The sequence below is a fragment of the Streptomyces mirabilis genome, from assembly GCF_039503195.1.
Taxonomy (GTDB): domain Bacteria; phylum Actinomycetota; class Actinomycetes; order Streptomycetales; family Streptomycetaceae; genus Streptomyces; species Streptomyces mirabilis_D.
The window spans coordinates 9577775-9591622 of sequence record NZ_JBCJKP010000001.1 but is presented as its reverse complement, the minus strand read 5'-3'; the positions used below and the strand labels follow the sequence as shown (position 1 = coordinate 9591622).

The 13848-nt window shown below is 70.6% G+C and carries 17 protein-coding genes and 1 pseudogene; 7 read left to right on the top strand and 11 right to left on the bottom strand.

The annotated features are described in order from the left end of the window. Positions 1 to 50: 50 nt before the first annotated feature. The 3 genes from AAFF41_RS43500 to AAFF41_RS43490 form a co-directional block, all read right to left on the bottom strand. Complete coding sequence (locus tag AAFF41_RS43500) at positions 51 to 1139, bottom strand: NADH-quinone oxidoreductase subunit B family protein (protein ID WP_319751110.1); 1089 nt, start codon at positions 1137 to 1139, stop codon at positions 51 to 53. 49 nt (positions 1140 to 1188) lie between these two features. Beyond that, entirely contained in the window at positions 1189 to 3000 is a 1812-nt protein-coding gene (locus AAFF41_RS43495; protein ID WP_319751111.1) for an enoyl-CoA hydratase-related protein, read from the bottom strand. Between the two features lie 159 nt (positions 3001 to 3159). Further along, positions 3160 to 3483, bottom strand: coding sequence for a beta-xylosidase family glycoside hydrolase (locus AAFF41_RS43490; RefSeq protein ID WP_319751112.1), 324 nt, complete (start codon positions 3481 to 3483; stop codon positions 3160 to 3162). Between the two features lie 210 nt (positions 3484 to 3693). Between AAFF41_RS43490 and AAFF41_RS43485 the strand changes: the two genes are divergently transcribed. The 3 genes from AAFF41_RS43485 (at position 3694) to AAFF41_RS43475 (ending at position 5631) form a co-directional block, all read left to right on the top strand. Next, positions 3694 to 4584 carry an LLM class F420-dependent oxidoreductase gene (locus AAFF41_RS43485; protein WP_319751113.1) on the top strand — a complete coding sequence of 297 codons (891 nt, stop codon included), beginning with the start codon at positions 3694 to 3696 and terminating at the stop codon, positions 4582 to 4584. A gap of 172 nt (positions 4585 to 4756) precedes the next feature. Further along, positions 4757 to 5155, top strand: coding sequence for a hypothetical protein (locus tag AAFF41_RS43480; RefSeq protein ID WP_319751114.1), 399 nt, complete (start codon positions 4757 to 4759; stop codon positions 5153 to 5155). A 71-nt stretch (positions 5156 to 5226) separates the two neighbouring features. After that, positions 5227 to 5631: a hypothetical protein gene (locus AAFF41_RS43475; protein ID WP_319751115.1), complete on the top strand. Its 405-nt coding sequence runs from the start codon at positions 5227 to 5229 to the stop codon at positions 5629 to 5631. 2 nt (positions 5632 to 5633) lie between these two features. On the opposite strand, the pseudogene AAFF41_RS43470 reads toward AAFF41_RS43475, so the two are convergent. The 3 genes and pseudogenes from AAFF41_RS43470 to AAFF41_RS43460 form a co-directional block, all read right to left on the bottom strand. Continuing rightward, positions 5634 to 6517: pseudogene (locus AAFF41_RS43470) on the bottom strand (class I SAM-dependent methyltransferase). 92 nt (positions 6518 to 6609) lie between these two features. Beyond that, positions 6610 to 7203, bottom strand: a complete 594-nt coding sequence (locus tag AAFF41_RS43465) for a helix-turn-helix domain-containing protein (RefSeq protein WP_319751116.1) — start codon at positions 7201 to 7203, stop codon at positions 6610 to 6612. A gap of 129 nt (positions 7204 to 7332) precedes the next feature. After that, a complete protein-coding gene (locus AAFF41_RS43460; protein WP_319751117.1) occupies positions 7333 to 8022 on the bottom strand; it encodes a lamin tail domain-containing protein in 690 nt (229 codons plus the stop codon). A 421-nt stretch (positions 8023 to 8443) separates the two neighbouring features. Between AAFF41_RS43460 and AAFF41_RS43455 the strand changes: the two genes are divergently transcribed. After that, positions 8444 to 8902 carry an ATP-binding protein gene (locus AAFF41_RS43455; RefSeq protein ID WP_319751118.1) on the top strand — a complete coding sequence of 153 codons (459 nt, stop codon included), beginning with the start codon at positions 8444 to 8446 and terminating at the stop codon, positions 8900 to 8902. 69 nt (positions 8903 to 8971) lie between these two features. Here AAFF41_RS43455 and AAFF41_RS43450 read toward each other — a convergent pair whose 3' ends face one another. From AAFF41_RS43450 to AAFF41_RS43435, 4 genes are all read right to left on the bottom strand, one after another. Further along, positions 8972 to 9310, bottom strand: a complete 339-nt coding sequence (locus tag AAFF41_RS43450) for a hypothetical protein (protein ID WP_319751119.1) — start codon at positions 9308 to 9310, stop codon at positions 8972 to 8974. A gap of 225 nt (positions 9311 to 9535) precedes the next feature. Continuing rightward, the gene (locus tag AAFF41_RS43445; protein WP_343325800.1) at positions 9536 to 9904 is read right to left on the bottom strand and encodes a hypothetical protein; all 369 of its coding nucleotides are present in this window, start codon (positions 9902 to 9904) and stop codon (positions 9536 to 9538) included. Positions 9905 to 10001: 97 nt separating this feature from the next. Then, complete coding sequence (locus AAFF41_RS43440; RefSeq protein ID WP_319751121.1) at positions 10002 to 10436, bottom strand: ATP-binding protein; 435 nt, start codon at positions 10434 to 10436, stop codon at positions 10002 to 10004. Positions 10437 to 10549: 113 nt separating this feature from the next. Beyond that, positions 10550 to 10810, bottom strand: coding sequence for a WhiB family transcriptional regulator (locus AAFF41_RS43435; RefSeq protein ID WP_319751122.1), 261 nt, complete (start codon positions 10808 to 10810; stop codon positions 10550 to 10552). Between the two features lie 258 nt (positions 10811 to 11068). Here AAFF41_RS43435 and AAFF41_RS43430 point away from each other — a divergent pair, with 258 nt between their 5' ends. The 3 genes from AAFF41_RS43430 (at position 11069) to AAFF41_RS43420 (ending at position 12419) form a co-directional block, all read left to right on the top strand. Then, positions 11069 to 11773, top strand: coding sequence for a GAF and ANTAR domain-containing protein (locus AAFF41_RS43430; RefSeq protein WP_319751123.1), 705 nt, complete (start codon positions 11069 to 11071; stop codon positions 11771 to 11773). Between the two features lie 132 nt (positions 11774 to 11905). Beyond that, complete coding sequence (locus tag AAFF41_RS43425; RefSeq protein WP_319751124.1) at positions 11906 to 12172, top strand: DUF6400 family protein; 267 nt, start codon at positions 11906 to 11908, stop codon at positions 12170 to 12172. Continuing rightward, on the top strand, positions 12159 to 12419 hold the full coding sequence (locus AAFF41_RS43420; RefSeq protein ID WP_054232522.1) for a hypothetical protein: 261 nt from the start codon (positions 12159 to 12161) through the stop codon (positions 12417 to 12419). Before AAFF41_RS43425 ends, AAFF41_RS43420 begins: the two co-directional genes overlap by 14 nt. 10 nt (positions 12420 to 12429) lie before the next feature. Here the strand turns inward: AAFF41_RS43420 and AAFF41_RS43415 are convergent, their stop codons facing one another. Then, positions 12430 to 13590, bottom strand: a complete 1161-nt coding sequence (locus AAFF41_RS43415; protein WP_343325799.1) for a PP2C family protein-serine/threonine phosphatase — start codon at positions 13588 to 13590, stop codon at positions 12430 to 12432. Positions 13591 to 13848 lie beyond the last annotated feature (258 nt).

Here is a 13848-nt window from a genome sequence, read left to right as displayed (position 1 = left end):
GGGAGGGTGTGGACGGGGTGGTGGAGCTGCGTCTCAGGTGGGTCGGGGGTTCACCACGGCGGCCGGTATCCGGTGGTGATCTTGTCTCCCGTGTGGCGCCACTTCGGCTCCTTGTCCACGGTGTTGGTCGTGAGCGACCTGAGTCTGCGGATGACCGCCCCGTAGGCGCCGCTGGCCGTGACGGACAATTTCGCGCCGGGAGGTTCGTCCATGAACGGCATGAACTTGTCGGGGAACCCGGGCATGGTGCAGGCGATGCAGATACCGCCGACGTTCGGACAGCCGCCGATGCCGTTCATCCAGCCTCGCTTGGGCACGTTGCACTTGACGACCGGGCCCCAACAGCCCAGCTTCACCAGGCACTTGGGCGAGTCGTAGGTCGTCGCGAACTCACCCTGCTCGTAGTAGCCCGCGCGGTCGCAGCCCTCGTGCACGGTGGCGCCGAACAGCCAGGACGGGCGCAGCTTGTCGTCGAGCGGGATCATCGGGGCGGAGCCGGCCGCCTGGTAGAGCAGGTACGTCAGTGTCTCGGCGAAGTTGTCGGGCTGGATGGGGCAGCCGGGGACGCACACGATGGGGATGCCGGCGTGCGACTTCCAGTCCCAGCCCAGGTAGTCGGGCACGCCCATCGCGCCGGTCGGGTTGCCCGCCATGGCGTGGATGCCGCCGTACGTGGCACAGGTGCCGATGGCGACGACGGCGAGCGCCTTGGGCGCGAGCCGGTCGATCCACTCACTGGTCGTGATCGGCTGGCCGGTCTCGGGATTGTCGCCGAAGCCGCACCAGTAGCCCTCGGGCTTGATCGACTCGTTGGGGATGGACCCCTCGACGACCAGCACGAACGGATCGATCTCGCCCCGCTCTCCCTTGAAGAACCACTCGATGAACGTGTCCGCGCCGCCGACCGGACCGCATTCGAAGTCGATGAGGGGCCAGTGGACGGCGATCTTGGGCAGACCCGGCAGATCACTGAGCGCGATCTGTTCGATGCTCGGCTGCATGGCCGCCGTCAGCGCGACGGAGTCTCCGTCGCAGCTCAGCCCGGCGTTGATCCAGAGGATGTGGATCGTGGGCGTCTCGTCGGCGGGCGCACCACCGGCGTTCGTCGCGCCGGCCGTACTGGGTGTCGCCGCTGTCATGGGACCGCCTCCTCGGGGAGGTGAGGGATAAAAACGTACATTTCGACCATCAGCTCTCTTGGTACCAGCCATCCGGCCGACGCGAGAGGTCATCCAGGGCCGTTCCGGTGACACGCGTCCGCGTGGACCGATCCGCTCCCGCCGCCGCCCTCGCGGCCGTGGTCGCCGCGAGGCCGAGGTGCAGAGGGGTGGACCGCGGTCGCCGCTTGTGGACGAACGCGCGGCGCAGTGCGTGGTAGGGGGCGTCCGGGTCGTCGAAGGTGTGGCGCATCCTGGTCAGCTCCCGCTCCCGGAAGGCGGCCAGGGGCTCGCCGCACTCCTGACGTTCCAGTTCGGCCTTCTTCGCGGCGATCCGGGACGGTGAACCCGGCAGCGCCGCCAGCCGGGCCGCGAGGCGGCCGACCTCCGCGGCGAAGTCCCCGGGGCCGCAGTCGACCACCCGGTCGACGAGCCCGAGGTCGTGGGCGCTCGCCGCGCTCATCGGCAGGGCCTCGCCGAGCAGTCGGTCGGCCGTCGCCGCACCCACACGGCGCGGCAGGGTGTACGTCCAGTACTCCGAGCCGTACAGGCCCATGAGCCGGTAGTGCGGGTTGAGTACGGCGCCGGCGCGGCACCAGACCTCGTCGGCGGCGAGGGCGAGCATCATCCCGCCCGCCGCGGCGTTGCCCGCGACCGCGGAGACCACGAGCCGGTCCGTGGTGGTCAGGACCGCCTCGACGAGGTCGTCGATGGCGTTGATGTTGGCCCAGGACTCGGCGGCGGGGTCCTCGGCGGCCTCGATGACGTTGAGGTGGATTCCGTTGGCGAAGAAGTCCCGCTGCCCGCCCAGCACCAGCACCGAGGTGGGCCGCGCGCACGCCTGCCGGTAGGCGTCGAGAAGGCGTCGGCACTGCGTGGTGCTCATCGCGCCGCCGGGGAACGAGAACGAGAGGACTCCGACGCTCCCCTCCTCCCGGTACCCGATGTCCGTCCAGGTGCGCCGGCGCGGGTCCGCGGAATCCGGTGCGGCGAGCTCCGGCAGGGACGGCAGCCGGTCGCCGAGGGCCTGTACGGCGGGCAGTTTGTACGTGGGCGGCCATCCCGGAGCGCGCCTGCGCCGCAGCTCGGGGATCCACACGGCGCCGTCCTTCGTGGCCCGGCAGATCGCCCCGGCCCGGGTGGCGAGCAACTCCCCCGGGGCGCCGCGCAGGCCGCCCTCGGGGTGGCCGCCGTGCAGGTACCACTCGGCGCCGCACAGCACGTCCAGCACGCCGGGCTGCGAGTCCGCCGCGCGCAGCTTGCGCAGGACGGTCTCGGTGGAGTCGGCGTGCCAGTCGATCCGCCGGACGCCCTGGTCGAGGTACGGGCGGATGCGCACCGGGGTGTACTCGGCGTGGGCCGGGCCCTGTGGGCGCGGGGTGTGGGTGCCGGAGGCGAAGCGTTCCACGGCGAGCAGGACGGCCGTGAGCGCGGCGTCGGCGATCTCGCCCCGGTACAGGTCGCTCTTTCCCACCGGCGGGACCACGCAGTCGACGGACGCCCAGACGTCCCCTGCGTCCATGTCCTCGACCGCCTGAAGGACCGTCACCCCCCATCGGTCGGCGCCCCGCTGGATCGCCCAGTCCAGCGAGGACGGCCCCCGGTCCCCGAAGGGCCCGGGGTGGACGATGAAGCACGGGTACGCGGCCCACACCTCGCGGGGGATCGCCGTCTTCAGCATGGGCGCGAGCACGAGGTCCGGCGCGTGCCGTCGGACGGCCTCGGCCAACGGGCGCTCGGGCAGAGCGAGTTCCACCGCGACCGTGTGCCCGTGGTCGCGCAGTTCGACGTGGACGCGCTGGGTGAGGCTGTTGAAGGCGCTGGCCACGAGCAAGATGTGCACGGCGGGCTCCGGCGGCGGACGGTGCGGGCGGCGACGCCCCGGTCGACTGCGATGCTCGGACACGCCGAACCGCCGGGCCCGACGACAGGCTGAGGGGTCACCCGAAAGCGGACGCCTACCCGCCACCCGGCGGCCCGGTCCTGATCCGAACGACAGACCCTAAGTGCGGTACGTCGCCTCGTCGAAGTCGGCCGGCAGCCCGCCCCCGGTCAGGTCCCAGGCCCAGAGTCCGACGAACGCTCCGGTGAACCCGAGGGCGCGGATCCGCTCGCCCTCCATCTCCTCGGCGTGTTCGTCGGAGAGCACGGTCGCGTCGAGTGTCGGGCCGAGGGGACGCCAGCCGGGCCCCGTGTCGTAGCGGAAGCGCAGGGCGGATCCGTCGAGGTCGAGACCGAGGCGCAGCCGCGTGGTGTCGCCGAGGGGTTCCCCGCCCGCTTCGTCGACGGTGAGCTCGCCCCGGTCACGGGCCGCCAGGCGCAGCACCCGGCTCCCACGCGGAGGATGGACGGGTCCGGATGCGAGCCGGCGAGGACCGGATTCCGGACGACCCGCGTGGTCCGCTGCCGCAAATGTCTCCTTCGACGGGCGATGATCGAGAGCGGGTGATCGAAGAGGACCGTAGTGTCGAACACGTTCGCAGGCAACGGTGGTTCCGCCGCCGACAGCCCGTGCACACCGAAGGGATCGGAATCGATGAACGACGTCACGACCGAGAGCCAGGTCCGCTCGCTCAAGGAGGCCGTCGGGCGGTACGGCATCTGGAGCGCGGGCCTGCGCTCGGAGGATCCGCAGGGGCGTGGCGAGCGCGCCGAGGCCGCCGCCGAGCTGGAGCAACTCGGCTTCGGCGCGGCCTGGTTGGGCGGCAGCGGCACCGCTCAGAACGCGGCGCCGCTCCTCGCGGCGACCGAGCGGCTCATCGTGGGGACCAGCATCCAGAGCATCTGGACACAGGACGCCTTCGCGAGCGCCGCGGGCTTCGCGAAGGTGGAGACGGCCCACCTCGGCCGCTTCGTGCTCGGCCTCGGGGTGAGCCACGCCAAGATGGCGGACCAGTACCGTCGCCCCTACGCGAGCATGGTCGCGTATCTGGACGAGCTGGACGCGAAGGGGGTGCCCGCCGGACGCCGGATGCTCGCCGCCCTCGGCCCGAAGATGCTGGAGCTCTCACGTGACCGCGCCGCCGGGGCGCTCCCCTACCTCGTGACGCCGGAGCACACCGCGCAGGCCCGCGAGATCCTGGGCGAAGTCCCGCTGCTGGCACCGGAGTTCAAGGTCGTCCTGGAGACGGACCCGGACCGCGCCCGCACGCTCGCCCGGGGCGTCCTCGCCCTCTATCTGTCGCTGCCGAACTACACCAACAACTTTTTGCGGCTGGGCTTCGCCGAGTCCGACTTCGCGGACGGGGGCAGCGACCGCCTCGTGGACGCGATGTTCGCCTGGGGCGACGAGGACCGTATCCGCGCCCGTGTCGAGGCCTTCCACGCGGCGGGCGCCGACCACGTGGCGCTCCAGGTGGTGACCGGACAGACCCCCGACTCCCTCCCGCGCGTGGAGTGGCGCCGACTGGCGGGCATCCTGCTCTGACTCTCCCCGCGCTTCCAGGTCCTCGCTGGTCTCCTCCGTGGCGGCTCACATGGTGTAACGCGCTACACCATCCATCCGGGGGACCGGTCCCGCGTGGCGGCGGACGGGCGACGGGATCGTTGACGGCAGAGATCGCAACGGACCTGCGCGTCCCCTGCCGAACGAAGATCCCGTGAAGTCACTGCTCGCCGCCGTGCGGTCGTTCGTCGCCAACCTGCTGCTCTGGTCGTTCTTCGTGGGCGGTCTCGCCGCGAGTTCCGCCTCCGGCGCCGTCCTCGACGGCACGCAGAAGGACGTGGCCACGTACGCCGGTATCGCCGTGGCACTGGTGGCCGGGTCGCGCATCGCGAAGAAGCCGAAGATCAAGGCGTTCCTCTCGACGCCGCCGGTGCTGTGGTGCCTGTTCCTGTTCAACGGCGCCGTGGCCGCGGTCTGCTACGTCACCCTGGACGGCGTGAAGGGGATCATGGCCGCGGTCGGCATGGGTCTGGTCTCGCTGGGCGCCGCCGGTGGCCTCGCCGCAGGCCGCCGGAAGAAGCCGGTCCAGGCGGTCGACCAGCCCTGGTACTGACCGGCCGACCCACCCCGCTTCCGCTGCCCCCTCACCCAGTCACGCCCGCATTCCTCTGAAGGGACCCTCCCATGGCCGCCGACCGCCGACGTGGACGCCGCGTCGCCACTCTCGCCACCACCCTGGCCGCCATCGCCCTGACCGCCGGGCTCGCCACCGGTTGCGACGGCGTCGACAACTCACTGGACTGCCTGCAGAACGCCGACACGATCGCCGACAGCCTCAAGGTCATCAACGAGGCCGGCCTGGACGCGGCGAAGGATCCCACCCGGACCGACAAGTCCATCGAGACCATCAACAAGAACCTCGACAGGATCGGGGACAAGACGGGCGACGGCAAGGTCGACAGGGCGGTCGACAAGCTCGACAAGGCCGTCGTCGACTACAACAAGGCCATCCTGAACGGCGACACGAACCCGGACTCCAACAAGATCAATGACGCGGCCGACGAGTTGAAGAACGTCTGCGCGTCGTAACGTCAGGTGCGGCGTGCGGCCCACACCGTGCGCTCGGTGCGCACACTCAGGTCGATGCGGCGCAGGATGCTGTGCGGGCCGCCGGTGTCGAGCAACCGGTCGAGAGCGGTCAGGTCCTCGGCCGTCAGGGCGGATGCGACGCTGCCGCGCATGCGGCGCAGACTGCTGAGTGCGTAGCGGCCTGCCGCGTAGGTGCGGGGCGGGCCGATGTCGACGGTGACGGTGCGCTCGCCTTCGACGATGAAGCCGGCCTTTGTCAGCTTGGTTCCCCAGTCGGCTCCGCGGTGGGGAACCTGCTCGGCGTGATGGTGGTCGAGTGCGGCATGGCAGCGCTCCTCCAGACCGGGAGCGTCCTCCGGGGCGTCCTCGGGCAGGAACCGGGGAAGCCGGCCAGTTCGACGACGGCGAACAGCCCGCCCGGTGCCAGCAGGTCGTGAACCTGGCGCAGGGTGCGGTCGGGGTCGGGCATGTGGTGCATGGAGGCCGATGCCCAGACCAGCTCCGGCGTGCCGAGTTCGGGCCACGCCGTCGCGTCGAGGTCGGCCCGCACGATGCGCACGCGGTCGGCCGCACCGACTGCGGCTGCCTTCTCCCGCAGACGGTGCAGGTGGGCGGCTGACAGGTCGACAGCCGTCAACTCCGCCTCGGGAAAGCGCTCGAGCAGGGCGAGGGTGCCGGCTCCGGTCCCGCAGCCCAGGTCCACGATGCGGCGGGGGCTGGTGCCGACGGACAGCCAGGCGGTGAGGGACGCGATGTGTTCGGCGAGCACTTCCGCGTCCAGGTCGAGGATCTCCGCCTGGTCGCCTGCCTCGTGCTCGTGCTCGTGCTCGTGCTCGTGAACATGGTGCCCGCCTTGGGGCGCTGTGTGCGGGGAGAGGTGGTTCATGCGGCCACGCTAAGCGGGCCCTCCGCGTGTGACCTGGCGGGTTGCTGAATGCGCAAGACGATGGCCCGCCGGACTGCGGAACACGCAAACGGTCACAGTGACGGGCGGTTCGCTGTCCCTACGCCCTCGCCACGCTGGTGGCCGCGGCGGGCGTCGCGGTCGAAGATGCCCAGGATCTCGCACGGTCCGCCCTCGGCGCCGATGGCGTGCGGGAGCATCGTGGGGAACTCCGCCGCCTGGTGGGTCTCGATCCGCAAGCGCCGATTGCCCAGAAGCAGGCTCGCGGTGCCGGAGAGAACGACGAGCCATTCGCGGCCCGGGTGGGCCCGCATGCGCGAGGGGTTGTCGGGCGGCGGGTCGGTCATGCGCTGGCGTACGACGGTCATGCCGGGTTCTGCCTTGATGGGCCAGCGCATCAGCCCGTGGGCCGCGTCGATCATCGGGTGGGAGACGATGTCGTCCGCGGCGGTCTCGACCAGCTGGTCGAGGGAGGTGTCCAGGGCGCGGGCGAGGGTGACGAGCTGGTCCAGTGCCAGGCGGCGCCGGCCGTTCTCGATGCGGCTGAGCGTGGAGGGGCTGATCCGGGCGCGGGCGGCCAGCTCCTCCAGGGACCAGCCCTGGGCCACGCGCAGGGCGCGGATGCGTTTGCGTACCAGGCCGTCCAGCTCACCGTTGTCTTGCGCCATGGGCAACATCGTATGCCGCTGCGGCAAGGTGCCGTCAGGTACGCGTGGGAGGACCCCGCCACCGGGGCGGGGTCCTCCACCAGGGCGGTCGAGCCGCCGTACGGCTACACGGTCAGCGACGGAACAGGATCAACGGCGGCCGTCGTGACGCTCACCGTGGCGCCCTCCGAGGTCATGACGCCCATCGAGGTCATGACGCCCATCGAGGTCGTGGCGGTCACCGACGTCGTGACGCCCGCCGACGTCGTGGCGGTCACCGACGTCACGAGGGCCACCGTGCTCGCCGCCACGCTCACCCCGGTGCTCACCGGCACGCCCGCCGCCGCGGTACTCCACTCCACGCTCATCCCCGTAGGCGCCGTCACGGTTCCCGGGGTGACGGGCGCCCCAGGAGAAGGTGTCGACCAGGCGGCCGTGCTCGTCGCGCAGGGCGGCCGTGTCGGAGCGGTCGCCCCACACGGAGGTGCGGCGGTCCTGGTAGAGGTCGTGGGAGGTGTCGCGGCCCATGCCGGTGTGGACACGGACGACGGAGCGGCCGTCCAGGCGGTAGTGATGGAAGGTGTACGTGTGACCGTCACGGTCCGACAGCGTCCAGCCGCTCAGGTTCACCGCACGGCGGGCGCCGTTGGTGACCTCCACCCACTCGCTGTTGAGCGAACGGTTGGAGCGGACCCCGTCGCCCACGAAGCCGTGCTGCACGTCGGCGATCCTCACGGCGGCCTCGCGATCCGCGCGGTCGGCCGCGGACGCCGGCAGCGTCGCCGCCCCGGCCACCGCCACCACCGTCAACGTGGCGGCGGCGAGACGACGAACGGTCACAAAAGCAGAAGCGGACACAAAGCCCTCCTACTGGGTGCTGGCATCCCGCGGCCGTCCTACGCGGTCCGTTCCGGGGTGCGTGTGCGGGTGTGCGGCCTGCTGGCCGACGCGCACACATTGCTCTCACTCCCCGACGATTCGGGCGATACATGAGTGCTGTTACCCATCAGCCATATTTTCGTGACACTCGCATGTAACGTCCATTTATGTACTGAATGCGATGACTTACCGCTTCGTCAGGAGGCTTTCCCTTGCGGGCACGCGCCTCGAACGGGTCCACGCGACGCTCCGCCCCGCCACGCCCGCCCCGGCCATCACCCGAAAGTTGATCACGACCCCCGGAGGGCGTCCTGTCGCAACGGACAGGTTTGCGCTGAGCTTCCCAGGTCAGGCGTAGTGGTAGAGCGCAGAGGAGAGAGGCATGTGTGCGGAGCACCGGACGAACTCCCCCGACACCACGACCGTTCCCGGCCGACTGCGTTCACCCGGACCGCGCAGCCCTGCCGAAGTGCGCGAGGCGATCAGGCACGCACTCGAAGAGGACGTACGACGGTCCGGCGGGCGCGACGGCACGGGCGATGCCGTCGCCGTCGGCGACGCTCTGCTCGTCGCCTCGGAACTCACCACCAACGCGATGATGCACGGCGGCGGTGTCACCGAGTTCGAGGTGGTGCTGGTCGACCGGGAAATACGCCTGTCGGTGAGCGACCACAGCCGGGAACTGCCCACACCGGCAGAGCACCCCGCCGAGCCGGGATCCATGAGGATCGGAGGCCATGGCTGGCCGATCATCTGCCGCCTCGCCCGCGACATCACCATCGCGGAGCTCCGCGCCGGCGGCAAGTGCATCACGGCCGTCGTACCACTCTCACCGCACTAGGACTGGGATCACGAGGGCTGGGAGTACGACGCCGCCGTACTCCTGTGATCGGCCGCGGCCGGAACGAGTTCACGCCGTGAGGACCTGGCGGGGTGTGCCGGTCGCGGAGGGCGCGCCTCGCACGACGGGGCGCACCGGGTACGTGGTCTTCGCCGGATCCACCACCGGGTCACCCAGCTCGATCCGGCCCGCCGCGTGCAGCGCGTCACACTCGTCCGTGGGCAGCGCCACGTAACAACCACCGCGCCCGGAACCGGAACTGAAGGGCTGCCAGTACCCGTACCGGCGCCGCCCGTTGACATGCACGGTGAGACAGACGAGGACGCGCTGGACGGTGATCAGACGCAGGACCTCCGCACCGCCGGGGCCGAGGGGAGCGGGCGTGCGCGGGAGGGATCGGAGCATCATCAGCGGTCTCCGTTCAGGGCTCGCGGCACGGCGCGGCGTCGGAGAGCGGGCGTCATGTGCGGGCGGCCTTTCGACGGACGGGTTCGATCGCGTACCGCCGGGAGCGGTGACGTTCTCGCTGCTCAGCATTGTTGCGGAGGGCACTGACAATGCGGTCGGGGCTGCTCCGGGGCACTCCCCCGATCCCGGGCCCTATCCAGATCCCGGTCCGGTTCCGGGTCCCGTTCACCGCTGGCGCGGCAGTGTCCGTGCGCGAGGGGCAACGGGGGCGGGGCCGTCGCGAGCGTCCTGCTCGCCCTGGACGAAGGGGTCGTCGGCGGGGTCGTAGGGTCCCGCGTGGTCGGCGAGCGTCCCGGTGACCCGCTCCCACTCCTCGACCTCCGCCCGTGCGACGACCGCGTCCCGCCCGGTGGGCGAACCGCCACGCGCCTCCTTCCGGGCGGTGGCCAGCGCGGACCTCGCCTCGGGGTGGCACATTCCCGTGGCCGAGCGGCGTACCCGCGCCCAGGCGGCACGCTCTTCGTCGGAGGGCTCCGGCACCTCGTCACCCGTGTCGTCGACGGGACCGGACGCTCGGCGCTGCTCCAGGCTCACTGCTCCACCTCGTTCGGGTGCGGGGGCTGATGTGTCCTTCGGCAGTCCCGTGTGCCCCGTTCGCGCGAACCGACACCTGCCGGCGGCGAAGAAGCGCTCACCAGGGCAGGAAAGCGTGCACATCCTTGCCGTCGGGCCGCACCACGACGCTCACCTGGTGGCACAGCGCGTGGAGGAGGTGCCAGCCGATTCCGCCCGCGCCGTGGGCCGGGTCGACGCGGCGCGGCGCGGGCGGCGTCCTGCTGCTGTCACGGAGCGTGACATGCACGCCGTCGAAGGTGGGGCGGATCCGGAGTTCGAAGGGGCCGGGAGCGTACTGGACGGTGTTGGCCGCCAGCTCCGTCACCACCAGAAGGATGTCGTCCCAGTGCTCGGCCGCTCCGGGCGGTGACGTCCGCGCGAGTTCCCACAGATAGCCGTCCGCCACGAGGCGGGCGTCGGTCACGTTGCGCAGCTGTCCGGGGAAGGTGCTGGTCAGGCCCTGGGGCTCGTCGCTCGGCACCTTCTCGTCCCCGTTCGGGTCGCTTTCCATCGCGCCTCCCGGGTCTCGTCGGCGGGATGTCCTGCTCTTCATCGCCCCACGCCTCTTCGCACAGGGTGTCCTCGCACCGCGCGGGCGTCGCCCGCCCTTCGCGACCCGCGTGTCTACGATCCGGTGTCCCGGGACCTACGGGCGACCGTACGTCGCCTCAGCGCGCGTCGTTCGGTCTCGCTCGTACCGCCCCAGACGCCGATGGTCTGCCCCGTGTCGAGCGCCCAGCTCAGGCACTCCTCACGGACGGGGCAGTGTCGGCAGACGGCCTTCGCCTCCTCGACCTGCGGCAGCGCGGGGCCTGTGCTGCCGATGGGGAAGAACAGATCGGGGTCGACGTTCCGGCAGGCCGCGGACTCGCGCCAGTCGTTCATGGGTGCCTCCTGTGATCACGATGGTCTTGCGCGATCTGTTGTTCGTGGGACTTCGGTCCTCCTTCGGGTCACCCTTGATCGCACCTGCGAAACAGACGGTTTCGCGGGGACGGCGCGGTTTGAACGAGGAATGGCGGGGACAGCCGTGTACGGACACGGCTCCCCCACCCGCCCGTCCGGCGCGGCGGGGACGCTCGAGTGGCAAAATGGGACCGCGGATGAGCGTCGGCGGCGCTTCGACGAACAAGCAGGTGGCACATGTCGCAGGAGCCCGGCGAGGTCTGGGAGCAGTTCGCCGTCGCCCTGGCGGAAATGGCGCGGGATCTGCTGGCCCAGGACACGGTCCAGGCCACACTCGACCGCGTCGTGGAGCACGCGACGGTTCTGATCAACGGTTGTGACGACGCCGGCATCCTCACCGTGCGGCGGGGCGAGGTACGTCCTCTGGCGGCGACGAGCGACGTGGTGCGACGTGCGGACCGGATCCAGCAGGATCTGCAGGAAGGTCCGTGCTTCGACGCCGTGACCGACCGTCAGCAGATCTACACCATCGAGGACTTGAGCCGACCGCATGAGCGCTGGTCCCACTTCGCCCCCGAGCTGAGAAGGTTGGGCATGGGGAGCGTGATGGGCTTTCTCCTCTTCACCGAGGACGACGAGCTCGGGGCCCTCAACCTGTACTCCCACCGGCCGCGCACCTTCGACGAGGCCGCTCAGCGGGCCGGCTGGATCCTCGCCTCGCACGCGGCCGTGGCCTTCTCCGCGGCCCGTACACATCAGCAGCTCGGTGACGCCCTGGAGACCCGTCACGAGATCGGCGAGGCCATGGGCATCCTCATGGAGCGCTACGCGCTGACCGAGGACTCCGCGTTCAAGCTGCTCAAGAAAGCGTCCCAGGACCGCAACATCAAACTGCGCGAGGTCGCCCGCCGCATCTGCGAAACCGGCGAGAAGCCCAGCTGACCCCTCCGGTCACAACGGGCGGCGATCCGGCACGAGCGACCCTGCGGAGACCGCCGAAGCAGCCGCCGACCTGCTGTGACTTCGGCCACCCCCTCTTGCCCCGGCAAAGAAGGCATACCTAAGTTTCGTTTCATGGCCCCACATACCCCCCCGCATCCCGACGGCACCGCCGCGCTGGTCGACTTCTCCGTCGACCTCACCGCACAGGAGGTGCAACGACAGGCCCAGGTCCTGGCCGCCCTCGGCCCCGACTGGGACCCGATGGAGGTCATGCGCGGCGAGGAGGCCGCGTACGACCTGCTGTACTCCGGTCTCGATGAGGAGCAGCAACGCCTGTACGACGACCTGGTCGCGGCCGGCGTGCTGCCCCCGCGCGGAGGCGGCCATGCTGCCGCTTGACCCGCAGGCGGACCGCGGGCGCCGTGCCTGGGTGAGCTGTCCGAACTGCAACGACAGTCGCGGCTGCGCACCGTGCGAGCAACGGCGCACCTGCTCCGACCACTGGCGCTATCTGCTCTCCAACACCGGCAGCCTGCTCCACCTTCAGTGCCCGTCCTGCACGCACGTGTGGGTCCACGAGAGCGGCTTCGGTGCCACCCGCTCCCTGTGGAACCGCATCACGAGCGGCCGCCCGGATCCTCGCTGATCGCTCCGGCTCAGAGCGCGTGCGGGTCGGTGGGTGCCCGCGGTTCGTCGGGGATGTAGCAGGCGATGAGTGCGGCCGTGTCGTCGTTGAGATGGTTGTCGCTGTAGGCGAGCAGATCGTGGTGGAGCCGGTCGAGGAGTTCCCGGGGCGGGAGGACTCCCCAGGAGCGGATGCGCTGGACGAGCGGGTAGAAGGCGCCGTCACTGTCGCGTGTCTCGGTGACGCCGTCGGTGTACAGCAAGAGCTGATCGCCCGGCCGAAAGGGATGTTCGTCGGTGCGGAACGGCTCTCCGACGAGCACTCCGAGGTTGAGGGGCGGTGAGGACTGGGCCGTCTCCAGTTCGGTGACTTCGGCGGCGCTGATGAGCAGCGGGGGCGGGTGGCCGCAGTTGACGATCCGCACGACACGGTCGCGGCTCACGATTTCCACGAAGACCGCGGTGACGAAGCGCTCGGCCATGTCGCTGCTCGTGTAGTCGGCGGCCCGGCGACTCATGCTGGTCTCCACCCGTTCCGCCAGGGCGGCGAGATCGGGTTCGTCGTGGGCGGCTTCCCGGAAGGCGCCGAGCAGGGTGGCGGCGGTCTCCACGGCGAACAGACCCTTGCCCCGGACGTCGCCGATCACGAGGCGGAGGCCGTGCGTCGTGGGCACCGCCTCGTAGAGATCGCCGCCGACGCGTGCCTCCGCGTCGGCGGAGAGGTAGAAGCTCTCCACCAGGATGTCACCGACGCGGTGCGGAACGGGCCTGAGCAGGACGCGCTGGGCGATCTCGGCCACGAAGCGCACGGTGGCCAGCGTGCGCTCCCGTCGCATCCGGCTGACGGCCAGGATGGTTCCCAGGGTGCCGATGAGAGCGGTGCAGAAGTAGGCGGCCACGTAGTGGCGGTCCCACAGGTAGCCGACGGAACGTCCCGCACAGCACGGGGTACCGGCCAGAACCCCTTCGAACACCACGGCGAAGACGGTGACACAGACGACCGTCACGGGGCCGTGCGCGAAGGCGGCCACCAACGGGAGAGCGATCAGCAGGAAGCTCACCGGCCACTCCACGGGCGTGAGGGGCTCGATCAACAGGACGGCCGCGACGTAGAAGAGGGGGAGCCAGCGCATCCACATGGGGGGTGCCGGCAGCGAGCGGCCCGTGCTGTTCGGGTGCGGCGTGGCGCTCATTGCCTCCGCGCCGCGGCCCCGCCACCTCACGGTGTCCCGCGACGCTGTGCGAGGGGCGGGAACTCGGACACCAGCGAGGCAGGGGGATGCACCGAGAGCGGGCCCGCGAGTGGACGACACGACTGACGGCTCGTTTGATGCAGCCTGTTCACACGGAACTCCTGGCACACGGTTTCGGCAAGACGCCCAGCCTGCTGGGACTCGGTACGGCGTACCGGTCATTGCTCCACTCAACGGCATGTCAGGCACCGGACCGTG

Bases quoted from the DNA above. Each gene is read 5' to 3' on its own strand.
- AAFF41_RS43450 (WP_319751119.1), bottom strand. From the start codon at position 9,310: ATGATGCTCCGATCCCTCCCGCGCACGCCCGCTCCCCTCGGCCCCGGC.
- AAFF41_RS43415 (WP_343325799.1), bottom strand. From the start codon at position 13,590: ATGAGCGCCACGCCGCACCCGAACAGCACGGGCCGCTCGCTGCCGGCA.
- AAFF41_RS43435 (WP_319751122.1), bottom strand. From the start codon at position 10,810: ATGAACGACTGGCGCGAGTCCGCGGCCTGCCGGAACGTCGACCCCGAT.
- AAFF41_RS43430 (WP_319751123.1), top strand. From the start codon at position 11,069: ATGTCGCAGGAGCCCGGCGAGGTCTGGGAGCAGTTCGCCGTCGCCCTG.
- AAFF41_RS43500 (WP_319751110.1), bottom strand. From the start codon at position 1,139: ATGACAGCGGCGACACCCAGTACGGCCGGCGCGACGAACGCCGGTGGT.
- AAFF41_RS43420 (WP_054232522.1), top strand. From the start codon at position 12,159: ATGCTGCCGCTTGACCCGCAGGCGGACCGCGGGCGCCGTGCCTGGGTG.
- AAFF41_RS43425 (WP_319751124.1), top strand. From the start codon at position 11,906: ATGGCCCCACATACCCCCCCGCATCCCGACGGCACCGCCGCGCTGGTC.
- AAFF41_RS43455 (WP_319751118.1), top strand. From the start codon at position 8,444: ATGTGTGCGGAGCACCGGACGAACTCCCCCGACACCACGACCGTTCCC.
- AAFF41_RS43465 (WP_319751116.1), bottom strand. From the start codon at position 7,203: ATGGCGCAAGACAACGGTGAGCTGGACGGCCTGGTACGCAAACGCATC.
- AAFF41_RS43475 (WP_319751115.1), top strand. From the start codon at position 5,227: ATGGCCGCCGACCGCCGACGTGGACGCCGCGTCGCCACTCTCGCCACC.
- AAFF41_RS43485 (WP_319751113.1), top strand. From the start codon at position 3,694: ATGAACGACGTCACGACCGAGAGCCAGGTCCGCTCGCTCAAGGAGGCC.
- AAFF41_RS43440 (WP_319751121.1), bottom strand. From the start codon at position 10,436: ATGGAAAGCGACCCGAACGGGGACGAGAAGGTGCCGAGCGACGAGCCC.